General features: G+C 59.1%; 16 protein-coding genes and 1 tRNA gene. 14 read left to right on the plus strand and 3 right to left on the minus strand.

All coding sequences use genetic code 11. From position 1 onward, the window contains the following. Positions 1–31: 31 nt before the first annotated feature. The 4 genes from tsaD (at position 32) to ISF27_RS05620 (ending at position 4,059) form a co-directional block, all read left to right on the plus strand. On the plus strand, positions 32–1,054 hold the full coding sequence (tsaD, locus tag ISF27_RS05605) for a tRNA (adenosine(37)-N6)-threonylcarbamoyltransferase complex transferase subunit TsaD (RefSeq protein ID WP_194610016.1): 1,023 nt from the start codon (positions 32–34) through the stop codon (positions 1,052–1,054). Between the two features lie 432 nt (positions 1,055–1,486). Next, positions 1,487–1,912, plus strand: a complete 426-nt coding sequence (locus tag ISF27_RS05610; protein ID WP_194610018.1) for a hypothetical protein — start codon at positions 1,487–1,489, stop codon at positions 1,910–1,912. Between the two features lie 41 nt (positions 1,913–1,953). Beyond that, positions 1,954–2,721: a 2-C-methyl-D-erythritol 4-phosphate cytidylyltransferase gene (ispD, locus tag ISF27_RS05615; RefSeq protein WP_235986042.1), complete on the plus strand. Its 768-nt coding sequence runs from the start codon at positions 1,954–1,956 to the stop codon at positions 2,719–2,721. 111 nt (positions 2,722–2,832) lie between these two features. After that, on the plus strand, positions 2,833–4,059 hold the full coding sequence (locus ISF27_RS05620) for a 6-phosphofructokinase (RefSeq protein WP_194610020.1): 1,227 nt from the start codon (positions 2,833–2,835) through the stop codon (positions 4,057–4,059). Positions 4,060–4,175: 116 nt separating this feature from the next. Here ISF27_RS05620 and ISF27_RS05625 read toward each other — a convergent pair. Continuing rightward, a tRNA-Ser gene (locus tag ISF27_RS05625) sits at positions 4,176–4,261 on the minus strand. 271 nt (positions 4,262–4,532) lie between these two features. Here ISF27_RS05625 and ISF27_RS05630 point away from each other — a divergent pair. From ISF27_RS05630 to ISF27_RS05650, 5 genes are all read left to right on the plus strand, one after another. Next, the gene (locus ISF27_RS05630; RefSeq protein WP_194610022.1) at positions 4,533–5,078 is read left to right on the plus strand and encodes a hypothetical protein; all 546 of its coding nucleotides are present in this window, start codon (positions 4,533–4,535) and stop codon (positions 5,076–5,078) included. Positions 5,079–5,089: 11 nt separating this feature from the next. Continuing rightward, on the plus strand, positions 5,090–6,244 hold the full coding sequence (locus ISF27_RS05635) for a DUF6765 family protein (RefSeq protein ID WP_194610024.1): 1,155 nt from the start codon (positions 5,090–5,092) through the stop codon (positions 6,242–6,244). Continuing rightward, a complete protein-coding gene (locus ISF27_RS05640; protein WP_194610026.1) occupies positions 6,241–6,774 on the plus strand; it encodes a DUF308 domain-containing protein in 534 nt (177 codons plus the stop codon). The genes ISF27_RS05635 and ISF27_RS05640 overlap by 4 nt, the downstream gene beginning before the upstream one ends. 53 nt (positions 6,775–6,827) lie before the next feature. After that, complete coding sequence (locus ISF27_RS05645) at positions 6,828–7,481, plus strand: HD domain-containing protein (RefSeq protein WP_235986043.1); 654 nt, start codon at positions 6,828–6,830, stop codon at positions 7,479–7,481. Positions 7,482–7,546: 65 nt separating this feature from the next. Beyond that, positions 7,547–8,071, plus strand: coding sequence for a nitroreductase (locus tag ISF27_RS05650; RefSeq protein ID WP_194610028.1), 525 nt, complete (start codon positions 7,547–7,549; stop codon positions 8,069–8,071). A 402-nt stretch (positions 8,072–8,473) separates the two neighbouring features. On the opposite strand, the gene eno is transcribed toward ISF27_RS05650, so the two are convergent. Next, on the minus strand, positions 8,474–9,799 hold the full coding sequence (gene eno / locus ISF27_RS05655; RefSeq protein WP_194610030.1) for a phosphopyruvate hydratase: 1,326 nt from the start codon (positions 9,797–9,799) through the stop codon (positions 8,474–8,476). 192 nt (positions 9,800–9,991) lie between these two features. Further along, positions 9,992–11,827 carry a thiamine pyrophosphate-binding protein gene (locus ISF27_RS05660; protein WP_194610032.1) on the minus strand — a complete coding sequence of 612 codons (1,836 nt, stop codon included), beginning with the start codon at positions 11,825–11,827 and terminating at the stop codon, positions 9,992–9,994. A gap of 230 nt (positions 11,828–12,057) precedes the next feature. Between ISF27_RS05660 and ISF27_RS05665 the strand changes: the two genes are divergently transcribed. The 5 genes from ISF27_RS05665 (at position 12,058) to ISF27_RS05685 (ending at position 19,261) form a co-directional block, all read left to right on the plus strand. After that, positions 12,058–12,948, plus strand: a complete 891-nt coding sequence (locus tag ISF27_RS05665; protein WP_194610034.1) for a LysR family transcriptional regulator — start codon at positions 12,058–12,060, stop codon at positions 12,946–12,948. A gap of 248 nt (positions 12,949–13,196) precedes the next feature. After that, positions 13,197–13,517 (plus strand): hypothetical protein, encoded by a 321-nt coding sequence (locus ISF27_RS05670; RefSeq protein WP_194610036.1) that lies wholly within the window; start codon positions 13,197–13,199, stop codon positions 13,515–13,517. A 113-nt stretch (positions 13,518–13,630) separates the two neighbouring features. Continuing rightward, positions 13,631–15,262, plus strand: coding sequence for a Wadjet anti-phage system protein JetA family protein (locus ISF27_RS05675; protein ID WP_194610038.1), 1,632 nt, complete (start codon positions 13,631–13,633; stop codon positions 15,260–15,262). Then, positions 15,243–15,974: a DUF4194 domain-containing protein gene (locus tag ISF27_RS05680; protein ID WP_194610040.1), complete on the plus strand. Its 732-nt coding sequence runs from the start codon at positions 15,243–15,245 to the stop codon at positions 15,972–15,974. The genes ISF27_RS05675 and ISF27_RS05680 overlap by 20 nt, the downstream gene beginning before the upstream one ends. Then, positions 15,971–19,261 (plus strand): SbcC/MukB-like Walker B domain-containing protein, encoded by a 3,291-nt coding sequence (locus ISF27_RS05685; protein WP_194610042.1) that lies wholly within the window; start codon positions 15,971–15,973, stop codon positions 19,259–19,261. Before ISF27_RS05680 ends, ISF27_RS05685 begins: the two co-directional genes overlap by 4 nt. The last annotated feature ends 1 nt before the right edge of the window (position 19,262 follow it).

Genomic DNA, 19,262 nt, shown 5'->3' on the forward strand with positions numbered 1-19,262 from the left:
AGGGAAATCTGTCCCCGGCGGAGGAGAGAGAATGGCTGAAGATGTCTATATCCTGGCGATCGAGAGTTCCTGTGATGAGACCGCGGCGGCTGTCGTGAAGAACGGCCGCACGGTGCTCTCCAATATCATCTCGTCGCAGATCGCGCTGCACACCCTGTTCGGCGGTGTGGTGCCGGAGATCGCCTCGCGGAAGCATATTGAGAAGATCAATCCGGTGATCCAGGCGGCGCTCGATGAGGCGCACATGACGCTTGACCAGATGACAGCCATCGCGGTGACCTACGGGCCCGGGCTCGTCGGCGCCCTGCTTGTCGGCGTGGCGGAGGCGAAGGCGATCGCCTGGGCGGCGAAGAAGCCCCTGGTGCCGGTGCATCACATCGAGGGGCATGTGTCGGCGAACTTTATCGAGAACCCGGATCTGGAGCCGCCATTTATCTGCGAGATCATCTCCGGCGGGCACACGCATCTGGTGGTTGTCCGGGATTACGGGGATTTTCAGATCATCGGCAGGACGCGGGACGACGCCGCCGGGGAAGCCTTCGACAAGGTGGCACGGGCGGTCGGCCTGGGCTATCCCGGCGGCCCGAAGGTAGATAAGGCCGCGAAAACCGGCAATCCGCACGCCTATGAATTCCCGCGCGCGAAGGTCGGGGAGAATCCCTATGATTTCAGCTTCAGCGGCCTCAAATCCTGTGTGCTCAATGAGATTAACCGGGCGAAAATGACCGGGGAGACGATCAATGTGAATGATCTTGCCGCCTCCTTCCAGAATGCCGTGGTGGAGGCCCTGGTCAGCCGCGCGATCGCGGCCGCGAAGGAATTCGGCTATAAGAAGCTGGCAATCGCCGGCGGCGTGGCCAGCAACTCGGCGCTCCGGGCATCGATGGAGGAGAAATGCAAAAAGAACGGCATCGCCTTCTACCGCCCGTCCCCGATTCTCTGCACGGACAACGCGGCGATGATCGGCGCCGCGGGGTACTATGAGTACCTTAAGGGCACGAGAGCAGGCTGGGATCTCAACGCGGTTCCGGGGCTGAAACTCGGGGAGCGCTGAGCTTCGGCACCGTGATTTATGCGGGTCTTGAGCAGTAACGGAAGATTTCTAAAAGCAAGCCGGAATCCCGGGTTTTCTCGCGGAAAGCCCTGGGATTCCGGCCTGCTTTTGACCAGGGGAAGAACATATATTCTACAATGTGATAAACATATATTCTTTTTACAAAAATCATCACCAAAAATCGCGGTAGTCTGTCTGCACAATTTGACGTGCAATCACGAAAACACGCTAAAATTTAAATCATCAAAATACATTGTTTTGTTGATTGTTTTCCCTGGCGGAAATTTTCCCGGCGAAATTTCGCTGTTTTACGGACTTGCCGCCGTGGAAAAACTGGGGTATATCATGTGCATACTTGAGAAAGAATAGATATTTTTCGTTCTGCAAAAGGAGAACGTTCCGTACAGGACATGAAGCTGGGAGGCGATGTTTTTGACTAAGGAAATGCGATTTCCAGAAGAAATGCGATATAATGAGAATGGGACGGATGTCTATGACCCATCCCGGGAATTTGCCCATGTGTCGGAGGGAGCGAAGGAAGCCCTCCGCAGGGAAGAAGAGCAGAGAAATGCCCGCGAGGAAGAAATCCGCCGGAAGGCGGAGGAGGAGACACGGCGGAAGATGGAAAATCTCCCACCGCACATCGCCCGGGAATTTGCCCGCCGCCCGAAGGACACGGTGAGGAGCCGGAGGATGACACCGGCGAAAGCCAGAGAATTTGCCAGGTATTCCAATTCCCTGGTCCGGTTGATGCTGCGGCTGCGGGCGAAAAAGGCCACCCGCTGGGAGTCAGAGCATGATGACCGGATGACGTACGCCGGTTCCGGGCTTTCCGCGGAGTGTCGGAAAGCCGTGTGAGCGGAATGCCTGTGCGTTTTCCGGAGATAGAGGAGAGCAGCATGAGCATGGAGAAGGTAGGAAAGTCTGCCGGGAGCGCGGCAGGTCCGCGGATCGGGGCGATCGTGGTCGCCGCCGGGAGCGGCACCCGCATGCAGAGCGGCGTAAAAAAACAGTTCATGGACTTTATGGGAAAGCCGTTAGTCTATCATGCGGCTGCCGCGCTGGAAGATTCCCCTGTCCGGGATATCATCCTCGTGACCGGGGCGGAGGATGTCGGGTATGTCCGGCGGAATATTGTGGAAAAATACGGTTTTCGGAAGGTGAGAGCCGTGACCGCCGGCGGGAAGGAGCGCTGGAACTCCGTCTTCGCCGGCCTTTCCCGCCTTGCGGAGATGGGGTACGGCGAGAGAGATATTGTCCTGGTCCAGGACGGGGCAAGGCCATTTCTCAGCCGGGAGATGATTCTGCGGACCTGTGCGGACGCTGAGGCCTACGGCGCCTGTGTGGCTGCCGTCCGCGCGAAGGACACGATAAAGATCGCTGACCGGGACGGTTTTGCCGAAAGCACGCCGGACCGGCGCCTGTGCTGGCAGGTGCAGACCCCGCAGGCATTTGCCTTCGGGCTGATCCTCGGGGCTTACCGGAAGCTGATCGCTGATCCCCGGGAGCAGGCCGGGATCACGGATGACGCGATGGTGGTGGAGAAGGAGGCCGGGAGAAAGGTCCGGCTGACCGAGGGATCCTACTGGAATATCAAGATCACGACACCGGAGGACCTGCCGCTGGGCGAGGCGGTCTACCGATATCTGCACCCGGAGGAGAGCTGATCCGTAACGGCAGCATTGATCGTTCTTGATATTCTTTTCAGAAACTGCATATTGTGGTAAAATTATCAAATATTGTATGAAAGTATTTCAAAGTTTCTGGGAGGAGTATCTATGAACGCAATTGTTGGTCAGTCAGGCGGGCCGACCTCCGTCATCAATTCGTCACTTGCCGGTGTTTTCGAGGCCGCGAAGGAACGCGGCGTGGAGCATGTCTATGGAATGCTTCACGGCATACAGGGACTTCTTGATGAGAAATATGTGGATCTGGGAGAATATCTCAGGAATTCTCTCGACATCGAGCTTCTCAAGCGCACCCCATCCAGCTTCCTCGGAAGCTGCCGGTACAAGCTCTCCGAGCTGGACGATCCGGACGGCAGGGAGCAGTATGACCAGATCTTCCGCGTGTTGAAGGAGCTCAATATCGGCTATTTCTTCTACATTGGCGGCAACGATTCCATGGACACGATCAACAAGCTTTCCATTCGAGGCCGTGAGCTCGGCTCTTCCATCCGCTTCATCGGCGTGCCAAAGACCATCGACAATGATCTCTGCGCGACGGATCATACCCCGGGCTACGGCTCCGCGGCGAAATACATCGGCGTCACCATGAAGGAGATCATCCGCGATGCGACAGTCTACGGAACCGACTATGTCACCATCGTGGAAATCATGGGAAGGAATGCCGGCTGGCTCACCGCGGCGGCAGCCCTCGCGGAAGCCGAGGATTCCGAGGGCGTTGACATGATCTGTCTCCCGGAGGTTCCGTTCCACGTTGACCGCTTCATCGGGAAGGTTCGCGCCATGCAGGAAAAGAAGCGCTCGATCGTGATCGCTGTCTCGGAGGGGGTCAAGCTGGAGGATGGCCGCTATGTCTGCGAGCTCTCCGACGACGTGCACGCCGTCGACGCCTTCGGCCACAAGGCCCTGACCGGCACCGCACGCTTCCTGGCAAACACGGTCGCGCGTTCCCTCGGAACGAAGACACGTTCTATCGAGCTTTCGACCCTGCAGCGCTGCGCCGGGCATCTGACGAGCCGCACCGACATTACCGAGGCATATCAGGTCGGCGGCGCCGCCGTAAAGGCTGCCTTTGAGGGACACAGCGGGGAAATGGTTTCCTTGAAGCGCCTCTCGAACGCGCCGTACCAGTGTACAACCGAGCTGATTCCGATCTCCGAGGTCGCGAATCTGGAGAAGAAGGTTCCGGTCGAATGGATGAACGAGAATTTCACGAAAATGCGGAAGCCCTTCCTCGATTACGCCATGCCGCTGATCCAGGCTGAGCTCACGCCAATCTACGTCAGCGGACTTCCCAGGCACATCATCACAGGGATCTGAGCGCCTGCGCTGAACGCACTAAACTCGCACTTCGCCCGCTGGGCTCGCGCCTGTTAAGTGCTCTGCATAACAAAAAGGGGTTCCGGCAGCTATTGCCGGAACCCTTTGAAATATCGCGGAGAGAGTGGGATTCGAACCCACGCGCCCTTTCGGACAAACGGTTTTCAAGACCGCCTCGTTATGACCGCTTCGATATCTCTCCAAACATACGATCTCAGTATAAAGAATGGGGATTCCTTTGTCAAGCGCGATCGTCCCCGGTGATCATCAATCGAGGTTGAGTAGCAGCACGGGAGTTGAACGGCAGCGATGATGTCCGCCTGAGAGGAAAATGTCTGCGGGAATGCGCCAGATTTTCCTCTGCCCGTGCTATAATGAGAAAAGCAGCTGTTCGGAAACAGCCCGCCGGCGGTCATCTGCGAAGATTTCCGGTACGCGCCGAACAGAGAATAAACATAGGAGGTGCCGGGCGCGTGGAGAATCTTACTTCGCTCATCAGCCGTGGACAGGATCCGTCCCGGAGAACCATTCTCCGGTATCAGAACCTGCTGAATATTACCGGCCGCGGAACCATCACCTTCGGGATCTGGAGTGTGGTGCGATGGGTTCTCTACTACATGTTCGACAGCCGGGACCTCGAGCGGATCATCCGGAAGGCCGATCCGACCGGCGAAGTGATTTCCCGGCAGGGATCCCGGATCCTGGTCTTCTGGCTGCTGCTTCTGGTCATGCAGATTGACCTCGGGATCCGAATGTATATCGGCAGGTCTGCCATCGCGGAGAGCCGGGGAAGGAAAAAGAAAAGCATCTACCTCGGGGTGGCGGCCCTGTATACGGTGATGAGTTTCATTTCCCTGATCGGCGGGGTGCTCCAGGGAGATACCTATACTTCATCGTGGATCGTGGAGGCGGCCACCTTTCTTGTTGACCTGACCGCGGAGGTTGTGCTGGTTGAGCTGGTCTACGCGGCCTGCCGCCTGCGGTGGCACAGGTGGGAGGAGACGTCGGGAAAGGCTTAGCCCTGAACATTATGCAGAAGGATTTTCATTATTATGCCGCCTGCTGCGCGGCGATTCTGGCGGGGTATTCCGCGGAGGACAGCATCCGGATCGCTTACAGCGACCAGTTCACGGACTGCTGTACGAGGCCCCTGCTCAGGAAGATGCACGCGCCGCTCTCGGCGGTCACAACCCAGGTTCCGGCGGAGATGGTCAATGCCCGGACCGACATCCTGGGGCTGCAGGACATCACCAGGATCTGGGCCTCGTTCCATTTTCTGCCCTATGACCTGGAAGCGGATCTCCCCGGTAAGCCGAAGGGCTACCGGAACAAATACCGGCTGATCTGCAATCCCAACGGGCCGCTCCTCGCGGAGACCGTGAACCTCGCGAAGAAGGCGGGGAGCCTCCAGGCGGCAGGGCTTGCCATGCACATCCTGTCGGACACCTGGGCGCACCGGTATTTTGCCGGCACCCCCTCCCTGGTGATCAACAATACCAATGAGCATTTCTTCGAGATCCTGCCGGGCGGGAAGGAGAGGAAGATCCTGTTCCGGCACAATCCGCGGGCGGCGGACGACCTAGAGAACAGCTGCTACCTCAGCAGCGTCTATCAGGAGAATGAATATTCGGTCATGAACCTCGGCCACGGCAGGGCGGGGCATCTCCCGGATTACAGCTTTATCCGCTACCGCTACCTGCCGGCGTGGGGGGAGTACGCCGAGGTCGTGAAGGATAATCCGGAGGATTACTATCACGCCTTTGCGCAGATGGTCTACGCGCTGCGTTATCTCCGGGGAGCGGAGCCGGAATTCCGGACAGATACCTACGCCTGGGATATCGTGCGTCCTTGGGAGACGGAGATCCGGGACATTCTCGGCCGCCGCCAGCCGGATGCCTGTGCGGACTGGAAGCGGTTCGGGGAGAAACTTGCCGGCTGTGGACTTCCGGATTTTGATGGAGACCGCTTTCCGGAAGAGTATCTTGCGGCGCCGGAGGGCGGGAAAGAGAGCAGCGATGCGGGGAAATTTCTCTTCGCTGCCATGGCACAGAAGAGCATGGTCACGGGCAGGATTTTCCACTCGGGCAGCCTTCTCGCGGGATACTCCCTGGATTTCGGAAAGAAGATCCGCGGGATCCGTGATTTTTACGAGCTGATCAAAATTTATCAGGAGGGCGGCAGATGAACCGCATGCAGAAAATCCGGAGCTTCCTGATCGGGGTTGGCATGCTTGCCTGCGCCGTGGCGATGATGGCCTATCCGGGACAGGGAATCTACGCGGTGATGCTTCTTCTGGGCACATCCCTCTTTCTCCGCGGCCTCCGAAAGGTGGTCTATTTTTTCACGATGGCGAGATTTATGGTGGGTGGGAATTCCATCCTCTACCGGGGCATGATCCAGGCGGACTGCGGCCTCTTTTTCGCGATGCTCGCTGACATCCCGCGGATCTACGCGATGATTTACCTGCTGGCGGGCTATGCGGTATCCGGCCTCGCCAAAATCTACGGGGCAGTGTACGCGCGGCGGATGGGGGCGGCAAACTGGCGCATCAGGCTGTTCTGGGGCATTTTCCATGTGCTGATCTTTGCGGTCTGCCTGTTCTTCCTGTCCTCCGTGAAGGCGCTGGTGGCGGTCTACTGCATCGGGCTGGTTTCCTCGGGGATCATGCATATCACCAATGCATTCCGTCGGACGGCTATCGTCTATATCCGGTGACCGGAGGCATGGGCGGGAGATTTTCCGGAAATGATGATCAGAAGGAGGATTTTATGATGAGCAGTGAAGAAAAATCCGCTTCGATGAGCGGGGAGAAGAAAGAGATCCCGGTTAAGCCGACGCCTTCCATTCCGGAGGGCACGAGGCTGGATGCCGGGATTTCCTGGGATGATGCCCTGGAGCTTTTGAAAAAATACAATCAGGATGAGTTCCACATTATTCATGGGAAGACCGTGTCCGGCCTGATGAGATATTACGCGGGGAAGTACGATCCGGAAAATGCGGATTTCTGGGCAATTGTCGGCCTTCTGCACGACCTCGACTGGGAAATGTGGCAGGATCCGATGGTGCATACCGTGAAGACGGCGGAGCTTCTCGATGAAGCGGGGGTCAATATGCAGGTTGCCCATGCGATCCAGACGCACAATGAGCACAATCCGGCGCTCCCGAAGCCGGTGCACAGGATGGAGCGAGTGCTCTGGGCCTGCGATGAGCTGTCCGGGCTGCTCGGCGCGATCGTTCTGATGTATCCGTCCCACTCCGCGCAGGATCTGAATCTGAAGTCCGTGAAGAAAAAGTTCAAGGATAAGCGGTTCGCGGCGGGCTGCGACCGGGACAACATCCGCAGGGGGGCCGAGCTGAACGGCATGGAGCTGGACGAGCTGCTGTCGTCCATGATCACGGCATATCAGGCGGTGTGTGATTGAGGTTTCCCTCAAGAGGGGCGAATCTTCTGCGAGAAATTCCGCGAAGAGACAAGGAGGAAATAAAAATGTGTGATATTTTGAACGTGCTGATGGGCAGGCGGTCGGTCCGGAAATACCGGAAGGATCCGGTTCCGGAGGAGCTTCTGGAGAAAATTCTTGAGGCCGGTCTCTACGCGCCGACCGGGATGAACCGGCAGCAGACGATTATCCTGAAGATCACGGATCCGGACACTGTGCGCAGCCTCGGCTTCATCAACGGCCGGCTCATGGGCAGTGAGGGGATGGACGCATTCTACGGCGCGCCGGCGGTTCTCGCGGTGCTCTCCCCGAAGGATGATCCGACAGCCGTCGAGGACGGGTGCAGTGTGATCGCCAATATGCTGAACGAGGCGGCTTCCCTCGGCCTCGGCTCCTGCTGGATCCACCGCGGAAAGAAGCAGTTTGAGACGCCGGAGGGGCAGGAAATCCTCCGGAGAGCCGGCATTGACCCGGACGCCTATCTCGGGATTGACAATGTGATCGTCGGCTATGCCGACGGCCCGCAGCCGGAGGCGGCACCGCGGAAAGAGGGGCGGATCTTCTCCCTCTGAGCGGCGGGGATGATCAACTAAACTCGCACTTCGCCCGCTGGGCTCGTGCCCCGCTCCGCGGATAGCCACTCCACTAAACTCGGACTGCGCTTTCGCTTGTCCTCGTTAAGTGTCTGGTTATTGTTAAGTGCTCTGCATAAGCAAATTTGCTAAGTTCGAACTGCGCTCACGCTTGTTCTCACTAAGCAAATTCGCATAGCTCGCACTAAACTCGCGCTTCGCCCGCTGGGCTCGCGCGTGTTAAGTGCTCTGCATAAAAAAGGCCGGAGGACCGGGGAGATGATTTCCCCGGCCTCCGGCCTGATATTTTTCTCTGTTTTCCACCGCGAATCTGCGAATCCGGGGAACACCCCCGCGCTTTCCTGGCAGAGCAGGGGAATGTCCCGCTTTGTCCCCGCCGGATCAGGAAGTGTGTCGGAATGCCGCCGCATCCTTTACCCGAAACGCTGCCTTTCCGGGGTAAACCGCGGAGCTTCCGAGTTCCTCCTCGATGCGGAGAAGCTGGTTGTACTTCGCGACACGCTCTGACCTGGACGGCGCGCCGGTCTTGATCTCCCCGGTATTCAGGGCGACGGCGAGGTCCGCGATGGTCGTGTCCTCGGTCTCGCCGGAGCGGTGGGAGATGATTGCGGTATAGCCGGCCTTGTGGGCCATCTTGACCGCGTCCATGGTCTCGGAGACTGAGCCGATCTGGTTTAACTTGATCAGGATCGAATTGCCGCAGCCGAGGGAAATGCCCTTGGCCAGCCGCTCGGTGTTGGTGACAAAGAGGTCGTCGCCGACAAGCTGCACCTTGTCCCCGAGCTCGGCGGTCATCTTCTGCCAGCCTTCCCAGTCTTCCTCATCGAGCCCGTCTTCCAGGGAAATGATCGGATACTTCTCGACCAGCGCCTTCCAGTGGGCGATCAGCTCATCGGAGGTAAAGTCCCTGCCAGACTTGGGCTGATGGTAAAATCCCTTGCCCTTCGGGCTTTTCCACTCGGAGGAAGCCGCATCCATGGCGAGGACGAAGTCCTTGCCCGGGGTATACCCGGCGTCGCTGACTGCCTGCAGGATGTGCCGGATCGTGTCCTCGTCGTCAGCGAGGTTCGGCGCGAAGCCGCCCTCGTCGCCGACTGCCGTGGTGCCGCCCTCCTTCTTCAGGAGGTTCTGCAGGGCGTGGTAGACCTCGGTGCACCAGCGGAGCCCTTCGGAAAATGTCGGAGCGCCGACAGGCATGATCATGAATTCCTGGGTATCGACGGAATTGGTGGCGTGTACGCCGCCGTTCAGAATGTTCATCATCGGGACGGGGAGGGTATCCCCCTGGACGCCGCCGAGAAAGCGGTAGAGCGGAAGCTGAAGCGCCTTGGCCGCCGCCCGCGCAGCCGCGATCGAAACCGCGAGGATGGCATTTGCCCCCAGGCGGGACTTGTCCTTTGTTCCGTCCAGCGCGATCATGGCCGCGTCGACGCCGTAGGTGTCCGAGGCATCCATGCCGACGAGTGCCGGGCAGATCAGGCGGTTGATGTTATCCACCGCTTTCAGGACGCCCTTCCCGCCGAAGCGGGATTTATCCCCGTCGCGGAGCTCCAGCGCCTCAAATTCACCGGTGGACGCCCCGCTGGGAGCCGCGCCCCTGCCGACGGTGCCGTCCGCGAGGGTGACTTCCGCCTCCACTGTCGGATTGCCCCGAGAGTCGATGATCTGCCGCCCGTAAACCTTTTCTATCTGCAAATGATTTTTCATGCTGTTCCTCCATTCGTGAAATCTATGGGGTGATGAGGCTGCCGCGCCGGTTGGAAATCTCCGGCGGGTTTGCAAATCTGTAACCTAGATTCGTTATACCTAATTTTGCAGATATTGTCAACTTTTGTGCGGCATTTCTGTCGGTATGGCTATCCAGCTGCCCCGGGTGGATGCACCCGGGGCAGGGGAGGATTACTGTTCCTTGTGAGACTTCGCGTGGCTCGGAGCAACGTAGTGGCCGTTCTCCTTCTTCACCAGCTTGCCTTCTTTGACGAGTTCGTTCGGGCTGTAGATATCATTGATATTCCAGCAGCCGGGGGTAGGAACGACGATATTTTCCATCGGGGCTTCCACCAGGAACGGGCGTCCCTCGCGGTTGGCCTGTATGGCCTTCTCCAGGGCTGGCTTAAATTCATCCGCGGACTTTACGCAGATGGACTCGACACCGTAATCTCTGGCGATCGCCGCGTAGGAGATGAAGTATTTCTCCCCATCCGCCTTCACGAACTGTGTGCCGAACTTGGTCTGATAGTTCGCATTCTCGAGGCCGGCGATCGTGCCGAACTGGGAGTTATTCATGACAACCCAGGTGCAGGCGATGCCGTGCTCAACTGCTGCCGCGAGGACGGCCACGTTGATGCCGAAGCCGCCGTCGCCGGTCAGATTGATCGCGATCTTGTCCGGAGCTGCGAGCTTGCCGCCGAGAACTGCCGCCGGCCCGAAGCCCATGGTCGCAAGTCCGGAGGAGTGGTGGATGCTGCCGGGAACCGTGATGTCAAATTCCTGCGCGACGCCGTTCTTGTTCCAGCCGACGTCCGTGAAGATCTGGGAATCCTCCGGAATGACTGCCTTGACATCCTTCAGGATGCGCTGCGGGGTCATTGGGAAACGGCTGTCGTTCGAGATCGCCTCATTCTGCTTCTTGAAATCTGCCTTTGCCTTGGCAATTCTTGCGCGGAGCTCCGGATTCGACTTTCCTGCCGGGCAGATCTTCTTCACCTCGTCAAGAATCTGGCGGAGCGCTTCCTTGAGGTCGCCCTGCGCGCCGATCTCCACCGGGTAGTTGCGCCCGATCTCGGCGGGATCGATATCGATCTGGAGGAAGGTGGTCTTGTCCGGATCGAAGGTCACGCCCGGATACCAGGAGGAACTGTCCGCCTCACCGAAGCGGGTGCCGAGGCCGAGGATAACGTCAGCATTTTTCGTCAGAGAGTGGGTGAATTCCAGACCCCAGAAACCGGTCTGGCCGATCATCAGCGGGTGGAGGTCAGAGAGGCAGCCCTGGCCGGCGAGTGTGCGGGAAACCGGGATGTCCAGGAATTCAGCGAGGGCAGCCAGTTCATCAGAAGCCTTGGCGAGGAGAATGCCGCCGCCGGCGTGGAGTACCGGGTTCTTCGCCTCTACCAGCTTCTTCGCGATTGCTGCCGCAGCTTTCTGGGAAATGCCTGCGCGCTCGGTCTCGTGGCTTTCTTTATAGGTTCTTGCCCAGAGTTCTTCGTCCATCTCCCGGGAGAACATGTCCATCGGGACATCGATGAGGACCGGACCCGGGCGGCCGCCCTCGGCAAGACGGAAGGCGCGGTCAAGGATGTAGGGAAAAGCCTCCACATCGTCGACTCTCCAGGCCCTCTTCACCACCGGGCGGAGCAGCTCATACTGGTTGCCGTCCTCGTGGAGCTGGATTTCCTGGTGCGCATGGCGGCCGAAATAGTAGCTCGGAACATCGCCGGCGATGACGACCATCGGGATGGAATCGAGCTGGGCGTTTGCGACACCGGTGATGACATTGGTGATGCCTGGGCCAAGGTGGCACATCACGACGGAAGCCTTGCCGGTCACGCGGGCGTAGCCGTCGGCCGCGGTGGAAGCAATCGCCTCGTGGCGGGTGCCGATGTACTCGATTTTTTTGCTCCTGGAGAGAGCATCCAGCATGCCGATGACGGTATGCCCGCACAGGCCGAACAGCTTGGTCGTGCCGCGACGCTCAAGATAATCTACAATCAGGTCAGATACCAGTTTCTTTGCCATGACAGCCTCCATTTTCTTCAATTTCCATGCGGCCGGGAAGGATTTCCCAACCGGTCTAACGCTTTCTTTTTACTTTATCTTAGCGGTGGCGGGTGATTTCGTCCAAGTCATGTCGATGATGACAGGTATCACAATTCGTGATAATATGAAAGCCAAGTACCGATAACTTGTGCTGGCAGATTGCGGGGGCGGAGGATGCGGCCGCATTTCCCGCCGGGAGGGCTGTGTGGATGGATCTCTATGTGATGCGCTATGTCGTCAGTGTTGCCGAGTACGGCAATTTCAGCCAGGCAGCCGCGGCCTGCCATGTCGGGCAGCCGGCGCTCTCCCAGCAGATTGCCAGGCTGGAGAGGGAGATCGGCGTACCGCTGTTCTACCGCAATTCCCGGGGCGCGGTGCCCACGGAAGCCGGAAAGGAATATGTGCGGCGGGCGAAGGTCATTCTTGCCCTGAACAACGACCTGGACGCGCAGATGTCTGCATTTGCCGGGTTTCGGCGGGGGACGCTCACGCTGGGCCTGATCACCAGTCTGGAATGTATCGAGTTCGGCGACATGATGGCTTCCTTCATGCGGAATTACCCGGAGATCTCCTTCAGCATCCGCCAGTTTGGAAGCTACCAGCTTCTGGATATGCTGGCCGACCACAGCATCGACATGGCTTTCCTGAATAAGCCGATTGAACGGCAGATCCCCGCGGCGATCAACTTCCGGAAGCTCGGCGAGGACCGTTATGACCTCGCGGTTCCCTACGACCACCGGCTGTCTGGGGAGAAGGAGGTCTCCATCCGCGACCTGAAAGATGAGCGGTTTATCTTTCATCAGCCGTGGCAGATCGCCTCGGAGCTGGTCACCCGGGCATGCGCGGAGGCAGGGTTTGCGCCGGATATCGCGTGCCGTTCCGGAGAGCCGTCCATCAGCATCAACATGGTGCAGGGCGGCATGGGGGTAGCCGTCCTCCCCTCGGAGGAGTTCGCGAAGAGGAAGCTGAACGGGGTAGTCCATGTCCGCCTCCGGGAAAATATCATCAAGGAGGTCGGCATGGCGTGGCGCAAGGACAGTGAATCGCCGCTCATCCGGACGCTTGTGGAGTTCGCCGGCGAGTGGGCGAGGGAGATTTAGGGCGGTTCGACGAGAAAGACGCTGGTGGCTTCCGCGGGGACAGTCACCGGGGTGGTCATCGCCTATGGGACCGCGAGCAGCGACGAAGTCCTGCCGCCGGGGAGTAGCAGTTTTGTCCGCGCTGTGCTATACTGTTGTCAGAATAAATTGCCAAGAATCTCCAAAATTGCAGAAAATATTCCAAGCAATTCCTACAACAGGACACTGCCGAATGACAGAGAAAAGGGCGGCTTATGGCGGACATTCCCATGGAAAATGGCAGATACGGCTGGCTATACCCCGACGGCCGGTTTCGGGAGTCGGACTGGGGCACACACGCGGAAGAAGCACAGGAAATCATCCGGGAGGCCGGCTGCGGGCAGGAATTTGCCCGCAGCACCACGCTGAATGAGGGAGATTTCCTGTGCTTTCGCGGATTCTGCCTGATTCACAATCCGGGCAGGGGAAACCATGTCACGGTGACCCATGTGCGGCCGCTGACGAGAAAACAGCGGGAGTTCCTCTGCGCGTACTTCCTCAACCGGGGAGAGAAGCGGCTGGCGGAACGATATCTGGAGGAAGAATACTGAATGATTAGGCGTCCGCAATCTGCCCGATGAACACCGTGTGCAGGCTCCGCGTTTCTGTGTTAAGATAGAGTCGATTCTTTTGAGACGTTCTTTGATTTTCTGGAGTTTCCTGTATGGGCAGACTTTTTGACAATGTTCCCCGGCGTTTTTTCAACCCGCTCGCCGCGGTCAGCAGCGGCAATACCTCCCAGCTCTACGCATCCTGCCTCTTGTCCTTCAACCAGGCATTCGCGATGAGCGCGCAGGTCAGCCGCGAGACGCTCCGGGACGCGGTGGTTGACATCCTCCTCGCGGAGCACGTCACGGATTTTGAGGATCCGGAGATGGGCGCAGCGGTGATGGCAGACCGGGCAAATGGAGAGCCCTCGGGCAGCGATGACGGCGGGAAAACCGCGGATCTGTCCCAGCAGAGGATGGCATTTGCCAGCCGGATTCTCAGCTACCTTTCCCAGGATGACATCGGCTGGCTGGAGGAGGGCTTCGACAGCAGCACCTTCCGGCGGACGTACATGATGACCGAGCAGGCGATGATTCTCGCGGGCTACATCGAGCGCGCCTCATCCCTGCGCGTGGACGAAATGTCCAACTACCTGTACAATACCTATCTTGCGCTCGATGATTTTTCCCGCCACATGAACCTCCGGAAAAACAACAATCCCTACACCTCGGTGATCGTCAACGCGTACACGAATATCAGCAACCTCTGCGGCTCCCTGAAGATCCTGCGCCGCTCGATGAAGCGCATCGTCAAATCGGTGACCGGGAAGCTGACCTTCGAGGAACTCATGGACCACCTGACGGAATACCTCGACGGGGATTTCATCGGGGAATTTACCCGCCTGGTGAATAATGAAAATGTTTCGCTTTTCAGCGGTCCCGTGATCACGATGCTGCATCGCCTGATGCGGGATGCGGATATCCGGAATCTTTTTGTCGAGGACTGCATGCGGACGAACAAAGACCGGAACCTGAGCCGCGAGGGCGCGGAACGGCTGGTGGACGACCAGGTCTCCTATGTTGTGGATTTCCTGGAAAATGGCTATGTCGCCCTCGTCCGGGAGATTCGGGAGCAGATGGTCGACTATATCATGATCGTCCGCCTGAAATTCAAGTTGAGCATGGAGCTCTCGGAGGAGAGCCGCGATGTGGTCGGCCGTTTCCTCCGGAAGCTCGCGGAGCTTGACCCGGATGCCGATACGCCTGCGGATCTCGCCGACGCGCTGGAGATTCTCCATGCGGAATTCATTTCCCCGCGCTCTGTGCGCAACGCGCCGGTACGCCATGGGAAGATCAAGACAGTCGCGAGGGATGCGGAGGTTCTGAGCGATGAGGATCGGAGTGCGGCAAGAGATGCCCTCATGAAGGCGCAGGAATCCCCCTATACCCGGGAGAAGATGAAGGTTTACGCCAGCCACTTCCAGAAGAATGGCATGATCCGGGCTTCGGATCTTCCGCTGGAGACCCACGCGGATCTCCTGAACGATCTCGCGGCGTCGGCATTTGCCCCGGGAAATGGCATGCGCGCGGAGGTGGACAGCGCCTATCTGCGCTCCGGGGATATGGAGCTCCGGGATTTCACCCTGGTGGACGATCAGGCAGGGGAGATCAGGGGGAAGACAGCGTCGCGCGGGTCGGCGCCCGCCGAAGGTGACGGCGCGGAGAGCGGCACCGGGGCGGGCGAGGAAGCCGCGGCGGGCAGCGTGAGGGGAAAGGAGGCCGTGAACGATGGAAAATCTGACCTATGAGCAGTGGCTGGAATCCCTGACGGCGGCAGACGCGGAGCTGCTTCGGCGGGGGATCAGGACGATGATGAGCCGGACATTTATCGTCAAGGCGGCTGACCGGGGATTGTTCCGTTTTTTCAGCAGAAACCGGGACATCCTGGACAAGTATTTTTCCGCGGCGGGCTACAGCCTCCGGGTGGATGAGGATTACGGCATCTGCATGCTTCGGGACCGGACGGAGGAGAAGCCGGAGATTGCCTCCATCAACCGGAAAAATTTCCGCGTCCGGGACAGCGTCATCTACTGCTGCCTGGCCTGGATCTTTATCGGCAAGATGAACGCGGGCATGGATCGCGCCGTGGTGATCTCCCCGGCGGAACTGACGCACGCCCTGGAACAGTTTGACATCGGCGCCGGCTTCCGCACGGCCTACTCCCTGATGCAGATCCGGGAGAGCCTTAAGGTTCTCGAACAATATTCCCTGGTGGCAGTCAACGGCGAGCTGGGCGAGCCGGACTGCGCGCTCGTCCTCTACCCGAGCCTTTTGTTCGGCCTCTCCGTCGAGGAGATGAAAAAGATCCTGGAGGAGCACGGGGAGACTTACCGGAGCTACTACGGCGGTCCCGGGAGAAGAAGGGGAAAATCCGGAAGCGCTGATGGTGCCGAGGATGCCGGGGAGGAAGACCCGGACGACGCGGAGAACGAGTATTTTGATGGGGAAGAGACAGAATGATCAAAGCTTCAGGGGCGCCGGAAACGGCAGCTAAGCGCACAGGGCCGGGGACACGGCTGATCCGGGATGTCCTCATCACCAACTGGGCGGTCTATACCTGCTCCCGGTTCAGGGTCAACGGTTCCGCCCTGATGACGGGCATGAATGAGTCTGGGAAATCCACGGCAATCGACGCGATGGTCTATGCCATGTTTGGCATGACGGATTTTAACCTGCAGGCGGGCGCCGGGGATGACGAGCGGAGCGTCTACGCCTATGTGGTGGGCGACACGAAGGACAATGAGGACCGCTACCTGCGCGGCGGCATGGACGTGACCAGCTGGATCGCGGTGGATGTCTATAACCCGGTGGACGGGACGTATCTCACGGAGGGCGTCTGCATCGAGCTCTTTAAGAATGAGAACCGGACCCGCGCGCAGTGGTTTGTCCAGCCGGACGCCACGATCGATGATTTCAACTTTTACCGGAAAAATGGCACGGCCTATGAATTTACTGCCAGACAGGATCTCCGCTGCAAGGGGAAAAAAGTCCGGTTTTTCCGAAAAGAAGAAGGAATTGCCACATTTCTCAGATCCTGCGGCCTCCGCCTCAACGCGGACGGCATCCGGCAACTCCGGGGGAAGCTCCGCCGCCTGCTGGCCTGCGGGAAGAAGAAAATGGATATCAACGCTTTTATCCGGGACTCGATCTTCGAGGAGGACCAGAGCGCGGCGGACTCCCTGAAAAATATCCTCCGCCATCGCGAGGAGTATGATGAGCTGCAGAAGTCACTCAAGGTGCTCAGCGAGGAGAAGGAGCTGCTCCAGCAGATCGAGGACGGCTACCGGGTTTTCGTCGAGAAAGGCGCGGAGATGACGAGGCGCCGGATGGCATTTGCCCGCTACCGGTATATGCAGCAGAAAAACGCGGACGATAACACGGCGGAGCGGATCAGCCGTGCCCTGGAGCAGGAGCGGGTTCTCGAGAAGCAGAAAAAGAAGGCGGTCCGCGACGAGGAGAAGGCGGAGGTCGCCTACTCGGATGCCAGGGCGGCCGTCGTCCAGCGGAGCGCCCCGGTCAAGCAACTGGAAAATGAGATTGCCGAGCTCACCCGCGAGCGCGAGGCGGTGGAGGAATCCCTTGTCGCGCTCCGGAGCGTCCGCAAGAAGGCGATAGACATCTTCGGGGATGAGCAGGATGTGACCGTGGATCCGGAGAGACTGGAGATTTTCAACGATATCAGCGGAACCCAGTCCTCCGCTGACCGGATCACCGAAGAACTCCAGCACCTGGAGCAGGAGCGGCTCAGCCTCCGTGACCATCTGGACGACCGCCGGATCGCCATCACGATCCGCCAGAAGGAATGCGGGCGTAAGCTCGAGGAACTGGGCGGTGAGATCCGGAGCCTCAGGCTGAACAGACGGATCCTCCCGCCGAAGATGGAGCCGGAGCTGGAGCAGTTCCGCGCGCTGATGAAGAAGGAGAAAAGGGAGTCGGAGGTCAGCATCCTTGCCGACCTGGTGAACGATATTGATCCCCGCTGGCAGGCGGCGGCAGAGGCATTTCTGGCGGGTCGGAGATTCAACATCCTGGTCAATCCCGAGGATGTCCCCAGCGCCCTGAGGATCATCCATGACCGGAAATTCAGCCACCTCTACCTTGTGATGACGAACCGGATGGAGGAGATTCCGGACCTTCCGCCGGAGGGCTCCCTCGCGTCAAAATTCACGATCGCGAACGTCTACGCGAGGAAATATGTGAATTTCGTCTGCGGGAACCTCCTCTGCGTGGAGACCCTGGAAGAATTGAATGACCACCCGAAGGGAGCCATCATGGCGGACGGCATGATGGCACAGGGCATTGTCGCCCACCGGCTTTCCCCGGCGCGCGACATGGTGTTCGGCCGGGAGGCGGTCCAGCGCCTGCTTGCCTCGAGGATGGAGGAGCAGAAGCAGCAGGCCGCAGAGAAGCGGAAACTTGACGGGGAGCTGGACAGCCTGCGCTCGCGGGGCGCGAGGATCAACGACGTCTCCTTCGCCCCATCCCTGTACGATGTGACAGCGCCTGCGGTTCTTCCCCGGATCGGGAAGGAACTCGCACAGAAGCAGAAAGACCTTGACAGCCTGAAGAAGGACCCCTCCCTCAAAAAGCTGATGGATCTGGAGGCTGCCGCCCTCACGCAGCTGTCGGAGAAAAAGGCTGTCCGGACAGAGACCGAGACGAAGCTCACGCAGATCCGCGTCAAGCGGGAAAATGACGAGAGGATCCTTGCCGACGGCCGCAGGACGGAAAAGGAGCTCTTCGACGCGTACGATGCCCTGGCGGTGCAGGATCCCGGCGAGGCTGCCGCCGCGGAAGCGCTGTATGAAAAACAGAAGAATATCCAGGAGGATTCGATCCGCCACGCCATCACCGACCTCCAGGGAGCGCTGGAAAGGGTGAAGGAGCAGATGACCGAAAACATGTACCGGTACAATGCCTCCCACACCGGATTTGCTCCCGGCCTCGCCGGAATCCAGAAATACCTAAGCCGCCTGGATGCCCTTAGGACGCGCGATATCGAGGAGGCGAGAAACCGCGTGCGGGCGAAGGAGCAAACGATCTCCGATACCTTCATGCGCGACTTTGTGGAGGTGATCTACGCGAGAATCCGGCGCATGAGCGACCAGAAGGACGCTATCAACCGGATGCTGTCCCGCCACGCCTTCGGGGACAAGACCTACTCGATCCTGATGCGGGAGAAAAAGAGCTCGGAGCTTGCGCCCTTCTTCGCGATCGCGAAAAAGATCGACCAGCTCGGCGGCGCCGGGTCGCTCGACGTCTACCTCAGCATGAACCGGAATTTCCTGCAGGAGGGCGGCATGGCGGAGCAGTTCACCGACTTCCGGGATACGGTGTTCACCGCGGAGGACATGGCGGAGTATACCGACTACCGGCAGTATTTCACCTTCGATGTCCGGGTGCAGGCGGCGGACGGCCATACCGCGTACCTCTCGAGCTCGCAGGGAATCTACTCCGGCGGCGGAAAGCAGACGCCGTACTTTATCCTTCTCGCGGCGGCTCTGATGACCAGCTACGGGAGCGACGCCTGCTGCCTCAGGCCGGCATTTATCGACGAGGCCTTTGCGGCGCTCGACGACAGCCGGATTTTCAGCATGATCGAGTACTTTAACGAGCTTGGCCTGCAGGTCTTCTACGCGGCGCCGCCGGAGAAGATGGCCAATATCTCGCCATATGTCGGCACGACGCTCGCGGTGGTGAAGAAAGGAAGAAAGGCTGATATCATCGACGGCCTTGTCGGTGTCTGAT

Source organism: Clostridium vitabionis (assembly GCF_015351765.1).
Lineage (GTDB): Bacteria > Bacillota > Clostridia > Lachnospirales > Lachnospiraceae > Clostridium_R > Clostridium_R vitabionis.